We start from the raw sequence: 18250 nt of genomic DNA on the forward strand, positions 1-18250 counted from the left end.
GACGGGGGAGCTGGGCGCGCTCGGCGATCACTCAGCCTGTGCCCGGTGAACGACGCACAGTGACCAGTGCAGAGTGTTTGTGGTTCCGCTGTGACAGGAGTCCCGCGTATACGAGACATGTGTGACAGGAAGCGGGTGTTTGTGACGAAAGCGGCGCATGGATGTGATCTCGCCGCGCCGGGGTGGCGTCTTGACGGGCCGGGGTGGCGTCTTGACGGGCCGCGCCGGCCGCCGGACGGCCGGGGGTACTCCCTCGTCGGGAGCTACGCGCCGCACGACCGGAGGAAGGCGCGCGTGCGCCGCGCGATCGGCAGCGGCTTGTCCGGGGGGCACGGGTACATGTCCTGCTCCACGATGGCGAAGAGGTCGACGCCGAGCCGCTGCGCCGCGGCGAGGACCGGCTCCAGGGCCGGCACCCCGGCGGGCGGCTCGCACATCACGCCGCGCGCCACCGCGGGCCCGAACGGCGCCTCGTCCGCGCGCACCCCGGCGAGGATCTCCGGGTCGACCTGCTTGAGGTGCAGATAGCCGATGCGCTCGCCGTAGGTCTCGATGAGCTTGAGGCTGTCGCCGCCGCAGTAGGCGTAGTGCCCGGTGTCCAGACAGAGCGCGATGAGGTCCGGGTCGGTGGCGTCGAGGAAGCGGGTGACGTTCTCCTCGGTGTCGATGTGCGTGTCGGCGTGCGGGTGCACGACGACCCGGAGGCCGTACCGCTCGCGGACCTCATGGGCCAGGCGCTCGGTCTGGGCGGCCAGATCGCGCCATTGCGCGGGCGTCAGGACCCGCTCCTCGAGGACCACGCCCGTCTTGTCGTCGCGCCAGAACGACGGGATGACGACGAGGTGCTCGGCGCCCATGGCGCGGGTGAGCGCGGCGATGTCGGCGACGTGCGCCCAGGTCTTCTCCCAGACGGCGGGGCCGTGGTGCAGGCCGGTGAAGACCGTGCCCGCGGAGACCCGCAGGCCGCGCCGGGCCGTCTCGTCCGCCAGTTCGACCGGATCGGTGGGCAGATAGCCGTACGGGCCCAGCTCGATCCACTCGTACCCGCTGGCGGCGACCTCGTCGAGGAAGCGGCGCCAGGGCACCTGGGCCGGGTCCTCGGGGAACCACACCCCCCACGAGTCGGGCGCCGAACCGATCCGGATGCGAGACAGCGTCGTCATGGCCGCCAGCCTCGGTCCGCCCCGGAAAGGTGTCAAGGAGTGGTCCGAATGTAAGGACAAAATGTTGACAGGGTTCCCGGAACGGCATTAGACCTGGGGCAGCGCCGCCGCGAGGGAGCCGAGAGGGAGTGCAGGGTGACGGATCCGTACGACGTCATCACCATGGGCCGGATCGGGGTCGACCTCTACCCGCTGCAGAGCGGGGTGTCCCTCGCCGACGTCACCGCGTTCGGGAAGTTCCTCGGCGGTTCGCCCAGCAACGTCGCGGTCGCCGCCGCCCGCCTCGGGCGCCGCGTCGCCGTCGTCACGCGCACGGGCGAGGACCCCTTCGGGACGTACCTGCGCCGGGCGCTGCGGGAGTTCGGGGTCGACGACCGCTTCGTGCGCGCGGTCGCCGGGCTGCCCACGCCGTTGACGTTCTGCGAGGTCTTCCCGCCGGACGACTTCCCGCTGTACTTCTACCGGCAGCCCAAGGCCCCCGACCTCCAGATGTACGAGAGTGAACTCGACCTCGACGCGATCGCGGCGGCGCGGATCTTCTGGATGACGGGCACGGGGCTGTGCGAGGAGCCGAGCCGGTCGGCGACGCTGGCCGCGCTGGCCTGCCGGTCGGCCGGGACCACGGTTTTCGATCTGGACTGGCGGCCGATGTTCTGGAGCGATCCGGCGGCGGCACGACCCCACTACGCCGCCGCCCTGGCGCACGCCACCGTCGCCGTCGGCAACCTCGACGAGGTCGAGATCGCCACGGGGGAGCGCGAACCCCGCGCGGCGGCGCGGGCGTTGCTGGCCGCCGGGGTCGAACTGGCCGTCGTCAAGCAGGGACCCGCGGGAGTCCTCGCGATGAACCGCGCGGGAGAGAGCGCCGAAGTGCCGCCCCTGCCGGTCGAGGTCCTCAACGGGCTCGGCGCCGGCGACGCGTTCGGCGGGGCGTTGTGCCACGGCCTGCTCGCGGGCTGGGACCTGGAGCGGATCATGCGGTACGCGAACGCGGCGGGGGCGATCGTCGCCTCGCGGCTGGAGTGTTCCTCCGCCATGCCGTTTCCTGGCGAGGTCGCCTCGGCGGTCGACGCCGGGGTCGTTTCGTGAGCGCCCGGGAGCCCCTGCCACGGGGCTCCGCCCCGAACCCCGCTCCGCAAACGCCGGAGGGGCTGGATTTTCCGGCGTCGGAAGGGCTGACCGTGGCCGACCTCAGCCGGATCCGCGCGTACCACCCCGAAGCCATCGCGGAAGCCGCCGCACGGCGTGAGCGGCGGGCCCTTCTCGGGGAACGGGGGCGGTTGTTGATCGTCGCCGCCGACCACCCGGCCCGGGGGGCCCTCGGGGTCGGGGGCGAGCCGTTCGCCATGGCGCGGCGCGGGGACCTGCTGGCGCGACTGTGCCTCGCGCTGTCGCGGCCCGGCGTCGACGGGGTGCTCGCGACCGCCGACATCCTGGAGGACCTGCTGCTCCTCGGCGCCCTGGACGGCAAGGTGGTGATGGGGTCGATGAACCGCGGGGGGCTCGCCGGGGCCGCCTTCGAGCTGGACGACCGGTTCACCGGGTACCGGCCCGAGGACCTCGGGCGGCTCCGCTTCGACGCGGGCAAGCTGCTGCTCCGCGTCGACTACGACGACCCTGGCTCACTGAACACGCTGCACTCCGCCGCGCGCGCCGTCGACGCCATGGCCGCGCGTGGACTGCCCGTCTTCGTCGAGCCGTTCCTGACCCGCAGGCACGGACCCGACGGCACCGGCCCGCCCCGCAACGACCTGGGCGCCGCGGCCGTCATCACGTCCATCGCCATCGCCTCGGGGCTCGGCGGGACGTCCGCGTACACCTGGCTGAAGGTCCCCGTCACCGAGGACCCCGACGACATGGCCCGCGTCATGGAGACGTCCACCCTGCCGGCCGTGCTGCTCGGCGGTGACATCGGGGACGATCAGGACGCCGCGTACGAGAAGTGGCGCGGCGCCCTGCGGCTGCCCACCGTGCGGGGCCTGGTCGTCGGCAGGGCCCTGCTCTATCCGCCCGACGGGGACGTGGCGGCGGCGGTCGACACCGCCGTGGGGCTGCTCTAGTGGGTACGGGCTCAAGGAGGCGCACATGACACACGTACCGAAAGGCGGTGCGGCCACGGGGCCGTACGCCCTCGACATCGATCCGGAACGGGCGGGCTGGGCCTACTGCTCGCTGCGCGTGGTCGAGATCGAGGCCGGGGGCAGCCACGTGTTCGCCACCGGCGGGAGTGAATGGATCGTGCTCCCGCTGAGCGGCGGCTGTACGGTGCACACGGAGGGCGGAACCATCGAACTCCTGGGCCGGGAGAGCGTGTTCGGCGGAGTCACCGACTTCGCTTACGTGCCCCGTGACGCCCACGTCCAGATCGCCTCCGGCGCGGGAGGCCGCTTCGCCCTGGCAGGAGCGAAGTGCGAGCGTCGACTCCCCGCCCGCTACGGCCCCGCGCCGGAGGTTCCCGTCGAGAGCCGCGGCAGCGGCACCTGCTCCCGCGAGGTCCGCAACTTCGCCGCCGCGGACGCCTTCGACTGCGACCGCCTCATCGCCGTCGAGGTCATCACGCCCGGCGGCAACTGGTCCTCGTATCCGCCGCACAAGCACGACGAGCACCGCCCGGGTGTCGAGGCCGAGCTGGAGGAGATCTACTACTTCGAGATCGCGGCTCCCGGGGGCCACGAAGGATTCGGCTATCAGCGGGTGTTCCCCTCCCGCGAGGGCGGTACCGATGTCCTGGCCGAGGTCCGCACCGGGGACGCCGTGCTCGTGCCCGACGGCTGGCACGGCCCGTCCGTCGCCCAGCCGGGCCACGCCATGTACTACCTGAACGTGATGGCGGGGCCCGGCGAGGAGCGGGAGTGGCGGATCTGCTTCCACCCCGACCACACGGAGGGATACCGATGACGCGGACCCCCGCGGGCACCGTGCGGCTCACCACCGCGCAGGCGCTCGTGCGCTTCCTGTCCCGGCAGTACACCGAACGGGACGGCCACCGGCAGCGGCTGATCGGCGCGACCTGGGGCATCTTCGGGCACGGCAATGTCGCGGGCATCGGGCAGGCGCTCGTGGAATACGCCGACGAGATGCCCTTCCACCAGGGGCGCAATGAACAGGCCATGGTGCACGCGGCCGTCGGGTACGCCCGCCAGTGCGGCCGCCTGGCCACCCACGCGGTCACCACGTCCATCGGGCCCGGCGCCACCAATCTCGTCACCGGCGCCGCGCTCGCCACCGTCAACCGGCTGCCGGTCCTCCTGCTGCCCGGCGACACCTTCGCCGCCCGGCCCGCCGACCCCGTGCTCCAGCAGCTCGAAGTGCCCTACGCGGGCGACGTGTCGGTCAACGACTGCCTGCGGCCCGTCTCGAAGTACTTCGACCGCGTGACCCGGCCCGAGGCGCTGATCCCCGCCGCCCTCGCCGCGGCGCGGGTCCTGACCGACCCCGTCGAGACCGGCGCCGTCACCCTCGCCCTGCCGCAGGACGTCCAGGCGGAGGCCTACGACTGGCCCGAGGAGTTCTTCGCGGAGCGGGTGTGGGCCGTCCGCAGGCCCGCCCCCGACCCGGGTGAACTGGCCGCCGCCGTGGCCGCGGTCCGCGCGGCGCGCCGGCCCGTGGTCATCGCGGGCGGCGGCGTCCACCACAGCGCCGCCGAGGACGCCCTGCGCCGCTTCGCCGACGCCACCGGCATCCCCGTCGCCGCCACCCAGGCGGGCAAGGGCTCGCTGCGCTTCGACCACCCGGCGGACGTCGGCGGCATCGGCCACACCGGCACGGCCACGGCGAACGAACTGGCCCGCGCCGCCGACCTGGTGATCGGCGTCGGCACCCGCTACAGCGACTTCACCACCGCGTCCGGCACGCTCTTCGAGCGGCCCGGGGTGCGCTTCCTCAACCTCAACGTGACGCCGTTCGACGGCCACAAGATGGCGGGCGCCACCCTGATCGCGGACGCCCGCACCGGCCTGGAGGCGCTCACCCGGGAGCTGGGCGACCACCGGGTGGAGCCCGCCTACACCGCGGAGTACCGGGGCGACAAGGCCCGCTGGGAGCAGCGCGTGGACGCCGCGTACGACGCGGACGAGCCGGACGCGCGCCCGACGCAGGCCCAGGTCCTCGGCGCGCTGGACGCGCTGGTGACGGAGGAGGACATCCTCGTCAACGCCGCCGGTTCGCTCCCCGGCGACCTGCACAAACTGTGGCGGACCCGCTCGCCGCGCCAGTACCACGTGGAGTACGGCTACTCCTGCATGGGATACGAGATCCCGGCGTCGATCGGGGTCGCGCTGGCCGCGCCGGGGCGCCCGGTGTGGGCGCTGGTCGGCGACGGCACGTATCTGATGAACCCGACCGAGATCGTCACGGCCGTGCAGGAGAACATCCCGGTCAAGGTCGTCATCCTGCAGAACCACGGGTACGCCTCCATCGGCGGCCTCTCCCGGTCGGTGGGCGGCGAGCGGTTCGGCACGGACTACCGCTTCCGGGCGCCGGACGGCACGTACAGCCGGGACCCGCTGCCCGTCGACCTCGCGGCGAACGCGGCCTCGCTGGGGATGCGGGTGCTGCGCGCCAGGACCGTGCGCGACCTGCGGGCGGCCCTGCTGGAGGCGCGGGGCGCGGACCGGCCCACATGTGTCTATGTGGAGACGGAAACGGCAGACACAGTGTCGGGGCCGCCCCCGGCGCAGGCGTGGTGGGATGTGCCCGTGGCCGAGACGGCGACCCGGATGTCCGCGGTCAAGGCCAGGGAAGAGTACGACCGGCACGTCACTGCCCGACGCCGCCACCTGTGAGAGTAGGGATGCTTGTCATGACGAAGACCGTCAATCACTGGATCGGTGGAAAGCCCGTCGAGGGCGCGTCCGGAACGTACGGCCCGGTCACCGACCCGGCGACCGGCGCCGTCACGACGCGGGTCGCCTTCGCGGACGTGGCCGAGGTGGACGCCGCCGTCGGCGCCGCCCGTGCGGCCTTCGCGACCTGGGGCACCTCCTCCCTCGCCAAGCGCACCTCGATCCTGTTCACGTTCCGCGCGCTGCTGGACGCCAACCGCGACGCGATCGCCGAGCTGATCGTCGCCGAGCACGGCAAGGTGCACTCCGACGCGCTCGGCGAGGTCGCCCGCGGCCTGGAGATCGTCGACCTGGCCTGCGGCATCACGGTGCAGCTGAAGGGTGAGCTGTCGACGGAGGTCGCCTCGCGCGTGGACGTCTCCTCCATCCGCCAGCCGCTCGGCGTCGTCGCGGGCATCACGCCGTTCAACTTCCCGGCCATGGTGCCGATGTGGATGTTCCCGCTGGCCATCGCCTGCGGCAACACCTTCGTCCTGAAGCCGTCGGAGAAGGACCCCTCGGCCTCCATGAAGATCGCGGAGCTGCTCGCCGAGGCCGGTCTGCCCGACGGCGTCTTCAACGTGGTGCACGGCGACAAGGTGGCCGTCGACCGCCTCCTGGAGCACCCGGACGTCGCGGCCGTCTCCTTCGTCGGCTCCACGCCCATCGCCCGCCACATCCACGCCACCGCCTCCGCCAACGGCAAGCGCGTCCAGGCGCTCGGCGGCGCCAAGAACCACATGCTGGTCCTGCCCGACGCCGACCTGGACGCGGCGGCCGACGCCGCCGTCTCGGCGGCCTACGGCTCGGCGGGCGAGCGCTGCATGGCCATCTCGGCCGTCGTCGCGGTCGGTTCCATCGCCGACGAGCTGGTGGGCAAGATCAAGGAACGCGCCGAGAAGATCAAGATCGGCCCGGGCAACGACCCGGCGTCCGAGATGGGCCCGCTCATCACGGCCGCCCACCGCGACAAGGTCGCCTCCTACGTCGCGGGCGCGGCGGCCGAGGGCTGCGAGGTCGTCCTGGACGGCACCGGGTACACCGTCGAGGGCCACGAGGACGGCCACTGGATCGGCCTGTCGCTGCTCGACCGCGTCCCGACCACCGCCAAGGCCTACCGGGACGAGATCTTCGGCCCGGTCCTGTGCGTGCTGCGCGTGGACACCTACGAGGAGGGCGTGGCGCTCATGAACGCCTCGCCGTTCGGCAACGGCACCGCGATCTTCACCCGGGACGGCGGCGCGGCCCGCCGCTTCCAGCTGGAGATCGAGGCGGGCATGGTCGGCGTGAACGTGCCGATCCCGGTGCCGGTGGGCTACCACTCCTTCGGCGGCTGGAAGGACTCCCTCTTCGGGGACCACCACATCTACGGCAACGACGGCACGCACTTCTACACGCGCGGCAAGGTCGTCACCACGCGCTGGCCCGACCCCTCCGACGCGCCGGCCGGCGTGGACCTGGGCTTCCCGCGCAACCACTGAGTCACCGGCCTGTGACACCACGTAGAGCAGGGCCGTCCGGATACCGGACGGCCCTGATTCTTTTTTTACGCCGCTCTTGCGGTTCCCGTGCACAGGGTGCAATTCGGGCAGTGAAAGCTCCCGCGTTCATACGCCTGCAATATGAAGGTCATCATCGGTGTCGGCATGTTCATTGAGCCCCCAAGAGGCAAACTCTTGCGAAAGCGAGGCGACTTGAGGTGTGGGCGTGCTGCGGATTCCGTAGGTAAATGACCGTTGACGTTCCGGTTAGCGCCGGGGTTCGATGACGCGCCGGGAGCCACGGAAAGACAGCTCGACAGCCTTCGGAGGCGATAAGGCTCCCCCCGCATCTCCTGCCGTACCAGTCGATCGGAATCGCGCTTCATGACCGACACGCTCCGCCCGCTCCCCTCGCCCACCACCGCGCCCGCCGCGACCCTGGCCGATCCGGGACGTCCCCAGAAGCTCAAGCGTTCCATCGGCGTCGTCGGCGGCACCCTGCTCACCCTGTCCTGCGTGACGCCCGCCTCCACGCTCTTCGTGGTCGTCCCCGACCTCTTCTCCTCGCTCGGCACCGCCACCGCGCTCACCATCGCGATCGGCTCGCTGCTCTGCGTCGGCGTCGCGTTCTGCTACTCCGAGCTGGGCACCCTCATCCCCAGCGCGGGCGGCGAGTACGCGATGGTCTCCACGATGGCGGGGCGCCTTGCGGGCTGGCTGGTCTTCGTCCTGTCGCTCCTCGTCGTGATGATCGTGCCGCCCGTCATCGCCATGGGCACGGCGGACTACCTGGCCCCGCTGGTCCAGCTCGACCCGTCCTACGCGGGCGCCGGCGTCATGGTCTGCGCCACCCTCGCCGGCCTGCTCGACCTGCGCGCCAACGCCTGGATCACCGGCATCTTCCTGGTCCTCGAAGTCGTCGCGGCGGGCGTGGTGGCCGTCCTCGGCTTCACCCACGCCGAGCGCGGCGCGGGCAGCCTGACGGACCTGTCGGTGGCCGGTTCGGGACCCGGCGGGATCGACGCGGTGACGGCCATGCTGATCGTCTCCGGTCTCGCCATCGCCCTCTTCGTCACGCAGGGCTTCTCCACGGCCGTCTACCTCTCCGAGGAGCTGGAGAACCCCCGCCGCAACGTCGCGCGCACCGTCCTCGCCACCCTCGCCATCTCCACCGTGATCATCCTGGTGCCGGTGGTCGCGATCACCATGGGCGCGGAGAGCCTGACGGCGCTCACCGAGGGCGACATCAGCGCCATGGTGACGGCCTGGTCCAACTCGGCCGTCGGTACGTTCGTCAGCCTCTGCGTCGCCCTCGCGATCATCAACGCGGGCATCGTCATGGTCATCCAGAACTCCCGCGTCCTGTTCGCCTCCGCGCGGGACAAGGCCTGGCCCTCGCCGGTCAACAACGCCCTGTCCAAGCTCGGCGCGTCCGGCGCCCCCTGGATCGCCACGCTCCTGGTCGGCGTGCCCGGCGCCCTCCTGTGCTTCGTCAACCTGGACACCCTGTACGGCGTGACGGGCGTCTCCGTGACCGGCATGTACCTCCTGGTGGCGGTCGCCGCGCTGCTGGGCCGGCGGGGCTCGCACGGCCACGCGGCCGCCTGGCGGATGCCGCTGTGGCCGGCCGTGCCGGTGGTGCTGATCGCCGTCCTCACGTACGTGCTGAGCCAGCAGGAGACGCAGTACCTCCTGTGGACCGGCGGCATCGCGGTCGTGGCCACCCTGTACTGGGCGCTGTACCTGCGCCCCCACCGCGACACGCGCTGGCTGGTCAGCATCCCGGAGGACGGACAGGAAGCGCCGCTCAGCCCCTCCGGCATCTGAGGGGGGCCGCAGGCCCCGGACCCCGAGGGGCCGGGACACCCCGGGGCGGGGCCTCGGCGGACGGCGGGACAGGGGCGCCTCAGCCCCGCAGCACCCGCCGCTCGATCTCCGCCCAGTCCTCGGGGTCCACCGCGGCGCTGCCGCCCACGTCCAGCAGGTCGCGGTCCTTGAAGCCGCTCGACGTGGAGACGCACACCGCAGGACCCTGCGGCACCGCCGCCCCGAGCTGCCGGTACCCGGCGAGCCCCGCCGCGGCCGACAGCTCCGCCCAGAGCCCGGACCCCGCCAGCCGGTCCCGCGCCGCCGCCATCGCCGCGTCGGAGACCAGCAGCGCCCCGCCGCCGCTCTCCCGGACGGCGAGGGTCCCCCGGTAGCCACCGACCGAGGAACCGATCGCGTACGCCGCCGTCGGCGCGACCTCCACCCGCGTCGCCGGCACCCCCTCCCGCAGCGCGGCCGCCAGCGGGCCCCCGGCGGCGGGCTCACAGGAGTACAGGCGGGGCACCCGGTCGGCCAGGCCCAGCGTGACCAGCTCCGCGAAGCCCTTCCAGACGCCGAAGAGCAGCTCGCCGTAGCCGGTGGGCAGGAACACCGAACCGGGCACGCCGAGTTCGGCGTAGATCTCGTAGGCGAGGGTCTTGTAGCCCTCGGGTCCGAACGCGTGGCCGGTGTGGGTGGGCGTCACATTGCTCACGGGGTGGTAGCCGAACCGCTCCACGATCCGACGCAGCAGCGGCCACCGCGCGTCGGCGGGCACCGAGAGCACCACCGCGCCGTACGCCCGCAGGAACGCCTCGACCGCGGGCGGTGTCCCGGCCGAGCCGATCACCACGCACCGCAGGCCCGCCCGCGCCGCGTACGCCGCCGCCGAGGCCCCGTGGTTGCCCGACGAGGCGACGACGACGCCCTCCGCGCCCGCGCCGGCCGCCGCGCTGACCGTGACGCGGTTGATGCGGTCCTTGTGGCTCCACGTCGGATTGCGCGACTCGTCCTTGATCCACAGGTCGTCGCCGAGGGGGACGAGCGGGGTGCCGCCCTCGCCGAGCCCCGGCGCGTGCAGCGGCGGCAGGAGCGGCGCCCACCGCTCGTGCCCGCGCGGCTGCCCCGGCGCGGTGGTGAAGAGATCGGCGGGCACCTTGTCGTAGGCGTAGTCCACCTCGACCGGGTACGACACGCTGTCGGTGCTGGTCACCGGGCAGCCGGTGGTGAGCGGCGGCCACAGGGGAAAGCGGACGGAGGGGTCACCGAGCGAGCGCTGACCGGTGGCGAGGGAATCCGGGAGGGTCATGGGTGCGGGTGCGGCCAATGTCATGGGTGCAGCCTAGTTTCACCCCTGACGTGTGCGGGGCCGGTCGGCCACATCCGACACCGGGGGCACCGCGCCCGCGGTACGCGGGGCGCGGAGTCTACTCCCCGGGGAGACGGGTCGGTTCCGACCGGCGGCCGCTCCGGTTGTCGGTGGCCGCCCGTACGGTGGACGGCATGGATCTACGACTGCCCAGGCCCAGGCTTCCCGGACCGCGCGGGCCACGCCGGCTGCTCGCCGCCGCGGCCGCCGTCGTGGTGCTCGCGGGGGCGGGCACCTGGACGGCGGTCGCGGCGGACGACGGCCCCACCGTGCACCGCGCCGACGGCACCCTCGACGCCGATGGCGCGAAGATCGACACCTCCTACTTCACCGCGGGCGACCCCGGCACCAGGCGCCCCGCCATCCTCATCGGCCACGGTTTCGGCGGCAGCAAGAGCGACGTGCGCGAACAGGCCGAGGAGCTGGCCGGGGACGGCTATGCGGTATTGACCTGGTCGGCGCGCGGCTTCGGCAAATCGACCGGCAAGATCGGGCTGAACGACCCCGAGGCCGAGGTCGCCGACGTCTCCCGGCTCATCGACTGGCTGGCGAAGCGGCCCGAGGTGCGGCTCGACAAGGCGGGCGACCCGCGCGTGGGCGTCACCGGTGCTTCCTACGGGGGCGCGGTCTCCCTGCTCGCCGCCGGGCACGACCGGCGGGTGGACGCCATCGCCCCGCAGATCACCTACTGGAACCTCGCGGACGCGCTGTTCCCCGACGGCGTCTTCAAGAAGCTGTGGACCGGCTCGTTCATCAACACCGGCGGCGGCTGCGACAAGTTCGAGAAGCAGCTGTGCGCCATGTACAACCGTGTCGCGGTCGCCGGGAAGCCCGACGCGAAGGCGCGCGACCTGCTCGCCGCCCGCAGCCCCGCCGCCATCGGCGACCGCATCGAGGTGCCGACGTACCTCGTGCAGGGCCAGACCGACTCGCTCTTCCCGCTCGACCAGGGCGACGCCATCGCCCGGGCGGTCCGCGCCAACGGGGCGCCCGTGAAGGTCGACTGGATCGCGGGCGGCCACGACGCCGGCGCGCGGGAGAACGAGCGGGGGCGCGTGGAGCGGCGCGTCGGCACCTGGTTCGACCGCTATCTGAAGGGCGACAAGGGCGCCGACACCGGCCCCGCCTTCCGCGTCACCCGCACCGGAGGCATCGACTCCACCGACGGGGCGGCCCAGCTGCGGGGCGCGAGCGGCGACACGTACCCCGGCCTGGGCGGTGACCCGCGCGCGGTGCCCCTCGCCGGGCGCGAGCAGACCTTCGACAACCCCGCGGGGGCGAGCCCGCCCGCCGTCTCCACCCTCCCCGGCCTCGGCGGCAGAGGGCTCTCCCGGCTCTCCTCCCTCGGCGTCGGCGTCTCCCTCGACCTCCCCGGGCAGCACGCCGCCTTCACCTCGAAGCCACTGGCGCAGGACCTGCGGATCACCGGCTCCCCGAAGGTGCGCGCCCACGTGAAGTCCTCCCGCAGGGACGCGGTGCTCTTCGCCAAGGTGTACGACGTCAGCCCCGACGGGAAGCAGCAGGTCCTGCCCTCCCAACTCGTCGCCCCCGTGCGCGTCGAGGGCGCCCAGCGGGGCAAGGACGTCGAGCTGCGGCTGCCCGCCGTCGACCACGAGGTGCGCAAGGGCCACAAGCTGCGCCTGGTCCTCGCCTCCACCGACCTCGGCTACGCCTCACCGGTCGAGCCCGCCACCTACACCGCCTCGCTGAAGAGCGACCTGTCGGTGCCCACCGCCCCCGGCCTGAAGACCGCCGCCGCGCCGCTGCCCGCCTGGGTGTGGTGGCTGCCGGCCGCCGGAGCGCTGATCGCCCTCGGACTGCTGCTCACCGGCCGCCGCCGCACGACGGCACCGGCGCCCGACCCCGCGCTCGCCGAAGTGCCCCTCCAGATCACGGACCTGAGCAAGCGGTACGCCAAGTCCAGTGACCGGTATGCCGTCCGCGACGTCTCCTTCCGCGTCGAGAGGGGCCAGGTCCTCGGCCTCCTCGGGCCCAACGGCGCGGGCAAGACCACCACCCTGCGCATGCTGATGGGCCTGATCCGCCCCGACGCAGGCGAGATCCGCGTCTTCGGCCGGGCGATCCGCCCGGGGGCGCCCGTCCTGTCCCGGGTCGGCGCGTTCGTGGAGGGCGCCGGCTTCCTGCCGCACCTCAGCGGCCGGGAGAACCTGGAGCTGTACTGGAAGGCCACCGGCCGCCCCGCCGAGGACGCCCACCTGGACGAGGCGCTGGAGATCGCCGGGCTCGGTGACGCCCTGGCCCGCGCCGTGCGGACGTACTCCCAGGGCATGCGCCAGCGCCTCGCCATCGCCCAGGCCATGCTCGGCCTGCCGGACCTCCTGATCCTCGACGAGCCGACCAACGGCCTCGACCCGCCGCAGATCCGCGAGATGCGCGAGGTAATGATCCGTTACGCCCGCGGCGGGCGCACGGTCATCGTCTCCAGCCACCTCCTCGCCGAGATCGAGCAGTCCTGCACGCACCTGGTCGTCATGGACCGCGGCCGCCTCGTCCAGGCCGGCCCGGTCGCGGAGATCGTCGGCTCCGGGGACACACTCCTCGTCGGGCTCGCCGCGCCGGTCCCCGACCCGCTGGTCGACAAGGTCGCCGCACTGCCCGGCGTCGCCTCGGCGGTACGCGCCGACGACGGCCTCCTGATACGCCTGGACGGCACACCGGCGGGCAGCGCCGCCCTGCTCCTGCCCGAACTGGTCCGCCTGGACGTGCCCGTGGAGTCCATGGGCCCGCACCGCCGCCTCGAAGACGCGTTCCTGACCCTGATCGGAGGCACCGCATGAGCGCCCCCACCCTGGAGCGCCCCACGGCGCCCGGCTACCGCGCCGGACGCACCCTGCCCCTGCGGGTCGAGGCGGTCCGCCAGCTGAAGCGGCGCCGGACGCAGGTGATGGGCGCCATCATGGTGCTGCTGCCCGTCGTGCTCGTCATCGCGTTCGCCGTCGCCGGTTCGCCGGGGGAGCGCAACAGCCAGGTGACGCTGATGGACACGGCGACGGCGTCCGCGACCAACTTCGCGGCGACCTGCCTGTTCGTCTCCGCGGGCTTTCTGCTCGTCATCCCCGTCGCGCTGTTCTGCGGGGACACGGTCGCCTCCGAGGCGAGCTGGTCGTCCCTGCGCTATCTACTGGCGGCGCCGGTGCCGCGGGCCCGCCTGCTGTGGTCCAAGCTCGTCGTGGCCCTCGCCTTCAGCGCCGCGGCCATGGCCCTGCTCCCGCTGGTCGCGCTGGCGATCGGCGCGGTGGCCTACGGCTGGGGCCCCCTGGAGATCCCGACCGGCGGCGAACTGCCCGCGGCCACGGCGGCCCAGCGGCTGATCGTCGTCGTCGGGTACGTCTTCGTGTCCCAACTGGTCACCGCGGGCCTCGCGTTCTGGCTCTCCACGAAGACCGACGCCCCGCTCGGCGCGGTCGGCGGCGCGGTCGGCCTGACGATCGTCGGCAACGTCCTGGACGCGGTCACCGCGCTGGGCGACTGGCGCGACTTCCTCCCCGCACACTGGCAGTTCGCCTGGGCCGACGCCCTCCAGCCCCGCCCCGAGTGGGGCGGCATGATCCAGGGCGCGGCGATCTCGGTGACGTACGCGCTGGTGCTGTTCGCACTGGCGTTCCGGGGGTTCGCGCGCAAGGACGTGGTCAGCTGAGGGGGCGACCCGTCAGACGCCCCCGAACTCCCCGCGCCTGACGCCCACCACGAAGGAGGCGAACGTGCCGGCAAAGGGGCGCCGCTCCCCGAGGTCGTACGGCGCGACCTGCAGCACCGTGTTCGACAGCTCGGCGAACGCCGCGAGCTTGTCCAACTGGGCCGCCATGACCGCCGTCCCGCCGACCGGTCGCCGGACGCAGCTCTCGTCCAGCACCGCGTGGAGGAACGGCGGAGGGGTCCGTTCCAACGACGCCTGCCGCTTGGCGAGGAGGGGCAGCCGCTCCTCCGCCTGTTGCTCCGTGATGGCGCCGCGTCGCACCGTGGCGCTCAGACGGTTCGGGCTCCCCGTGCAGGTCATGCACCGCGACGGACTCACGGGCTGCCCGGAACGGGCTCCGTACGACCGGATCATCGCCCCGTGCGGCCTGCGGTCCCTCCCCTCCGCCCTACCGCACCGGCCGGACGAAGCCGAATCGGCATATCGCTGGTGGGCGGCGAACGGAGGTCCCGGCCACGAGCGCTTCGGGCTCACCGTGACGGCGGAAGGGCAGAGCGTATGGCTGGACGATCCGGCCCGTTCCTGGCCGGTCTGACACCACGCCCGGGGGCCCGGAGCCTGGGCGTGGACCCTGGTCCCGGCCTCGAAACTCGGTCCCTGCTGCCGGCTGCCGGCAATCGGCTACCCGCACACCTCCCGCTCCGCCCGCACCGGATCGTTGGGGAACCGGAAGGACGTCAGCCCCACCGCCCCCGTCAGATTCCGCCAGAACCGCCCGACCGACATCGGCGCACGCGTCGCCGTCCGCAGATCCGTGAACGGTTCGCAGCGCAGCGCGCGCCGGGCGGCGGCGACCCGGGCGGGGTCCATCCCGTCGGGCAGCGAGCCCTTGACCCCGCGTTCGGCGACGATCCACTCGTCCGGCAGCCGCTTGTCGTGCCCCACCCGGCCGTTGAAGCCCTCCGAGTGGGCCGCCAGCGGATACGCGAGCCCGATCGGGTCCAGGGCGGCGCCGGACAACGGGACGACGGCGCCGCTGAACCCGAGGGTGTTGTAGACCCCGGTCACCCCGGGCCGGGCCGCCTTCACCGGGGTCCGGGCGAGGAGCAGCGTGGGCGTGCCGCGCCGCACCCGCTCCCGTACGAGAGCGGCGTAGGCCTTGTTGCCCGCCTGCCCGGCGAAGTCGTGGTGGACGGGGTGGGACGCGGCGTTCTGCCACACGTACACCCCGCGCTCGTCCGCGACCCCGGCCGGCCCGATCCGCCCCTCGTACGGGACCCGCAGCACCGCCGCGCACGCCACCGCCCACACCGCGATCCCGGCGGCGACGATCGTCCACGCGCGCGTGAGCGGCACGAGGAAGACGGGCAGCAGCATGAGCAGCAGCCCCGGCAGGAACATCCGTCCGTGCATGAAGTCGCCGCCCACCTTGATGACGTAGAGCCAGCACAGTGCCCCCGCGACCAGCGGGGCGAGGACGGGAGCCACCGCCTCGACGCGCTCGCCGCGCCACCCCACCCGCCCCGACGCCAGGACGGCCGCCAGGATCATCAGCAGCGGTAGCCACAGGACGTACGGCCCCACGAAGTCCGAGAGATAGTCGAACCCCCTGCCCCACAGGCTCCGGGAGGCTTCCTTGGTGACGCCGGGCAGCGGCATCAGATGCCCGTAATACCCCATGCGGAAGATCTCGTACGCGACCGGCAGCGCGCCCGCGACCCCGGCGCCCGCGAGCGTCCCGCGCCACGAGGGGCGCGCCACGGCCCACTGGGCGGCCAGAAACACCGCCGACACCAGTGCGAGGTCCGGCCGCACGAGCGGCCCGAGGCCCAGCACCGCGCAGGTCGTCAGCGCGCGCGGCCGCGCGACGAGCGCCAGCCAGGCCCCCGCGAGCCAGCAGGTGGCGAGCCCGGTCTCCAGACCGGAGGTCGCGAAGTCCCAGACCGGCGGCAGCGCGAGCAGCACCAGGGCCCCGCAGGGCAGCAGGACCCCGCCCCCGCTACGGCCCTCGGCCCCGTCCTCGCCGCCGTGCAGGCGGAGCGCCGCGAGTCCGGCGAGCGCGAAGCCGGCGGCGGTCAGCAGCAGGCCGCCGTACATCGCCGCCGAGGCGATGTCGAGGCCGGGCGCCCCGGCGGCCACGAGCAGCCACTGCCACAGGGTGCCGGTGGACGACTCGGCCCGCTCCCCGGCGTTGAACACGGGCCCGTTCCCGGCGAGGACCTGACGGACCGTACGTACGTAGATGTGCCCGTCGTCGGACATCCAGCGCCGCTGGAAGCCGGCGACGGCGATGACGAGGGCGGGCAGGAGGGCGACGGCGAGACGCGCGGGGCCCCGCCATCGCCCGTGCCCGGCGGCGACGGACGGCCGGGTCTCCGTGACACGGACCTCAGGGGAGTACGTAGACGTCATGCGCCCTACATCGGCGCCACGTCCGTCCCGCTTGAGCCGACCGCCGACCGCCGACCGCCGACCGCCGACGCGTGGCCCCTACGCCTTGGGGATGTCGAAGTACCGCGTGAGCCCCGCGGCGAGCGCCAGATCCCCTGTGATCCGCACCTTGCGCGTCACGAACAGCGCGACGGGGCCGGCGTTCCCCGACACCAGCTTCAGGAACTCCGCGTCGGCCATGGTGAGCGCGACCCGCGGCTGCGCCTCGGAGCGGCCCGCACGCACGGTGCAGGTCCCGTCCGCTATCAGAGTCTCGTACACGACGTCCGGGTTGGCGCCCACGCCCGTGACCGTCCAGCGGATCAGCGCGGTGAGCGAACCCGCCGCCTCCGGTCTGAACTGCCGTCCCACGCGACCGAAGACCTCGTCCAGGACGCGTGCGCGCAGCGCGCCGTCCCGGGTGATCGCGGCGATCTCCCGGCCGGAGAGCCCCTTCACGGTGCGGGCGAACTCGTCGGGCGTGACGCTCGCGAAGTCCAGTCCGGCGATCCTGCTGATCTCGTCCGCCACGGCGGTCTCCTCCAACCCTCGACCCTGCGGTAAGCGGTCCACTCCCCCCGGCAGAAGACAGTGGGATTGTATTTCCCCCGCCCGCACCGGCCGGCGCCGCTCACGGAGGGCCCGAACTCCCCGGGCCCACCCCGTCTCCGGTAGGGGCGCGCGCTCACCGCCGCCGCCTCACATGCGCGCCCCGCGCGCGATCCGGTCGAGCTGCTTGCCGAGCACGACGTCGATCGGCAGCCGCGGCGGCCGCTGCGCGTCGCGGTCGCTGACGTGGACGGTGAGGGAGCCCACGCGGACCAGCACGTGATGGTCGGTCAGTACGGTGTCGCCGCGGCCGTCCGTGCTCAGCTCGAAGGAGACGGCCTCGTCCCCGAGGGCGGGCGCCTTCCCGACGGTGATCCGGGAGTCGAGCCGGCCTTCCGGCATCCGCGCCACCAGGGTCCGGCAGGTCCGCAGGCCCTCCTCGAACCTCCGGAACCGCTCGGCGGCCTCGTCCCCCTCGTACGCGGCCAGCCACGTCCGACCGCCCCAACGTTCCTTGTCCCACCAGAAATCCTGGATCACGGAGGTGGACGCGTACTGCGTGACGAGCATGTCGAGTACGTCCTGGCACCCGGCACCCTTGGCCGAAACACGCGGTTCGTACCGGGGCGCGGGCGCCTGCACGGTCATCCCGTACAGGCCCGGCACCTCCCCGTCCCGGAGCAGCAGGCCCTTCAGCCGCCCGGTCGACAGAGCGCGGGCGGGCGACGGCGACGCCGAGGCGACCGGCGTACCCGCCCCCGACCCGTGGCCCGCCCCGGACCCGCGGCCCGTCGCCGCACCGTCGTCGCCCGGCGCCGAACACCCGCCGACCCCGAACACCCCGACGGCCCCCACCACCCCGGCAAGCACGACGCCCCGCCACCACGACCCCACGGCCACCACTCCCGGACCAACTCCCTGACCGACTCTGTACGAGAGGGGCAGACGCTACGGCCAGGAGGGGTGTTTCA

13 protein-coding genes and 1 pseudogene are annotated in these 18250 nt (G+C 73.2%); 8 read left to right on the top strand and 6 right to left on the bottom strand.

Annotation, left to right across the window (positions count from 1 at the left end):
• Positions 1 to 263 precede the first annotated feature (263 nt).
• Entirely contained in the window at positions 264 to 1163 is a 900-nt protein-coding gene (locus tag ACZ5GP_RS19240; protein WP_468751976.1) for a sugar phosphate isomerase/epimerase family protein, read from the bottom strand.
• A gap of 135 nt (positions 1164 to 1298) precedes the next feature.
• Between ACZ5GP_RS19240 and iolC the strand changes: the two genes are divergently transcribed.
• The 6 genes from iolC (at position 1299) to ACZ5GP_RS19270 (ending at position 9294) form a co-directional block, all read left to right on the top strand.
• Complete coding sequence (iolC, locus tag ACZ5GP_RS19245) at positions 1299 to 2252, top strand: 5-dehydro-2-deoxygluconokinase (protein WP_468751977.1); 954 nt, start codon at positions 1299 to 1301, stop codon at positions 2250 to 2252.
• A gap of 86 nt (positions 2253 to 2338) precedes the next feature.
• On the top strand, positions 2339 to 3223 hold the full coding sequence (locus ACZ5GP_RS19250) for a Cgl0159 family (beta/alpha)8-fold protein (RefSeq protein ID WP_468752160.1): 885 nt from the start codon (positions 2339 to 2341) through the stop codon (positions 3221 to 3223).
• Positions 3224 to 3248: 25 nt separating this feature from the next.
• The gene (gene iolB, locus ACZ5GP_RS19255) at positions 3249 to 4061 is read left to right on the top strand and encodes a 5-deoxy-glucuronate isomerase (protein ID WP_468751978.1); all 813 of its coding nucleotides are present in this window, start codon (positions 3249 to 3251) and stop codon (positions 4059 to 4061) included.
• Positions 4058 to 5947, top strand: a complete 1890-nt coding sequence (gene iolD / locus ACZ5GP_RS19260; RefSeq protein ID WP_468751979.1) for a 3D-(3,5/4)-trihydroxycyclohexane-1,2-dione acylhydrolase (decyclizing) — start codon at positions 4058 to 4060, stop codon at positions 5945 to 5947. Before iolB ends, iolD begins: the two co-directional genes overlap by 4 nt.
• Positions 5948 to 5964: 17 nt before the next feature.
• Positions 5965 to 7467 (top strand): CoA-acylating methylmalonate-semialdehyde dehydrogenase, encoded by a 1503-nt coding sequence (gene mmsA / locus ACZ5GP_RS19265; protein ID WP_468751980.1) that lies wholly within the window; start codon positions 5965 to 5967, stop codon positions 7465 to 7467.
• A gap of 384 nt (positions 7468 to 7851) precedes the next feature.
• Positions 7852 to 9294 carry an APC family permease gene (locus ACZ5GP_RS19270; RefSeq protein WP_468751981.1) on the top strand — a complete coding sequence of 481 codons (1443 nt, stop codon included), beginning with the start codon at positions 7852 to 7854 and terminating at the stop codon, positions 9292 to 9294.
• Positions 9295 to 9373: 79 nt separating this feature from the next.
• Here ACZ5GP_RS19270 and ACZ5GP_RS19275 read toward each other — a convergent pair whose 3' ends face one another.
• Positions 9374 to 10606 (bottom strand): threonine synthase, encoded by a 1233-nt coding sequence (locus ACZ5GP_RS19275; RefSeq protein WP_468751982.1) that lies wholly within the window; start codon positions 10604 to 10606, stop codon positions 9374 to 9376.
• A 170-nt stretch (positions 10607 to 10776) separates the two neighbouring features.
• On the opposite strand from ACZ5GP_RS19275, the gene ACZ5GP_RS19280 reads away from it, so the two are divergent.
• Both ACZ5GP_RS19280 and ACZ5GP_RS19285 read left to right on the top strand, forming a co-directional pair.
• Positions 10777 to 13440: an alpha/beta fold hydrolase gene (locus ACZ5GP_RS19280; RefSeq protein ID WP_468751983.1), complete on the top strand. Its 2664-nt coding sequence runs from the start codon at positions 10777 to 10779 to the stop codon at positions 13438 to 13440.
• Positions 13437 to 14300, top strand: coding sequence for an ABC transporter permease (locus ACZ5GP_RS19285; protein ID WP_468751984.1), 864 nt, complete (start codon positions 13437 to 13439; stop codon positions 14298 to 14300). Before ACZ5GP_RS19280 ends, ACZ5GP_RS19285 begins: the two co-directional genes overlap by 4 nt.
• Before the next feature lie 72 nt (positions 14301 to 14372).
• On the opposite strand, the pseudogene ACZ5GP_RS19290 reads toward ACZ5GP_RS19285, so the two are convergent.
• The 4 genes and pseudogenes from ACZ5GP_RS19290 to ACZ5GP_RS19305 all read right to left on the bottom strand — a co-directional run.
• A pseudogene (locus ACZ5GP_RS19290) lies at positions 14373 to 14624 on the bottom strand (Scr1 family TA system antitoxin-like transcriptional regulator); the annotation flags it as partial.
• Between the two features lie 357 nt (positions 14625 to 14981).
• Positions 14982 to 16712 carry an arabinofuranosyltransferase AftB family protein gene (locus tag ACZ5GP_RS19295; RefSeq protein ID WP_468751985.1) on the bottom strand — a complete coding sequence of 577 codons (1731 nt, stop codon included), beginning with the start codon at positions 16710 to 16712 and terminating at the stop codon, positions 14982 to 14984.
• A gap of 78 nt (positions 16713 to 16790) precedes the next feature.
• Positions 16791 to 17276 (bottom strand): SCP2 sterol-binding domain-containing protein, encoded by a 486-nt coding sequence (locus tag ACZ5GP_RS19300; RefSeq protein WP_468751986.1) that lies wholly within the window; start codon positions 17274 to 17276, stop codon positions 16791 to 16793.
• Between the two features lie 153 nt (positions 17277 to 17429).
• Positions 17430 to 18179: a hypothetical protein gene (locus ACZ5GP_RS19305; protein ID WP_468751987.1), complete on the bottom strand. Its 750-nt coding sequence runs from the start codon at positions 18177 to 18179 to the stop codon at positions 17430 to 17432.
• Positions 18180 to 18250: the final 71 nt, after the last annotated feature.

The sequence above is a fragment of the Streptomyces sp. NPDC031466 genome, assembly GCF_055581265.1.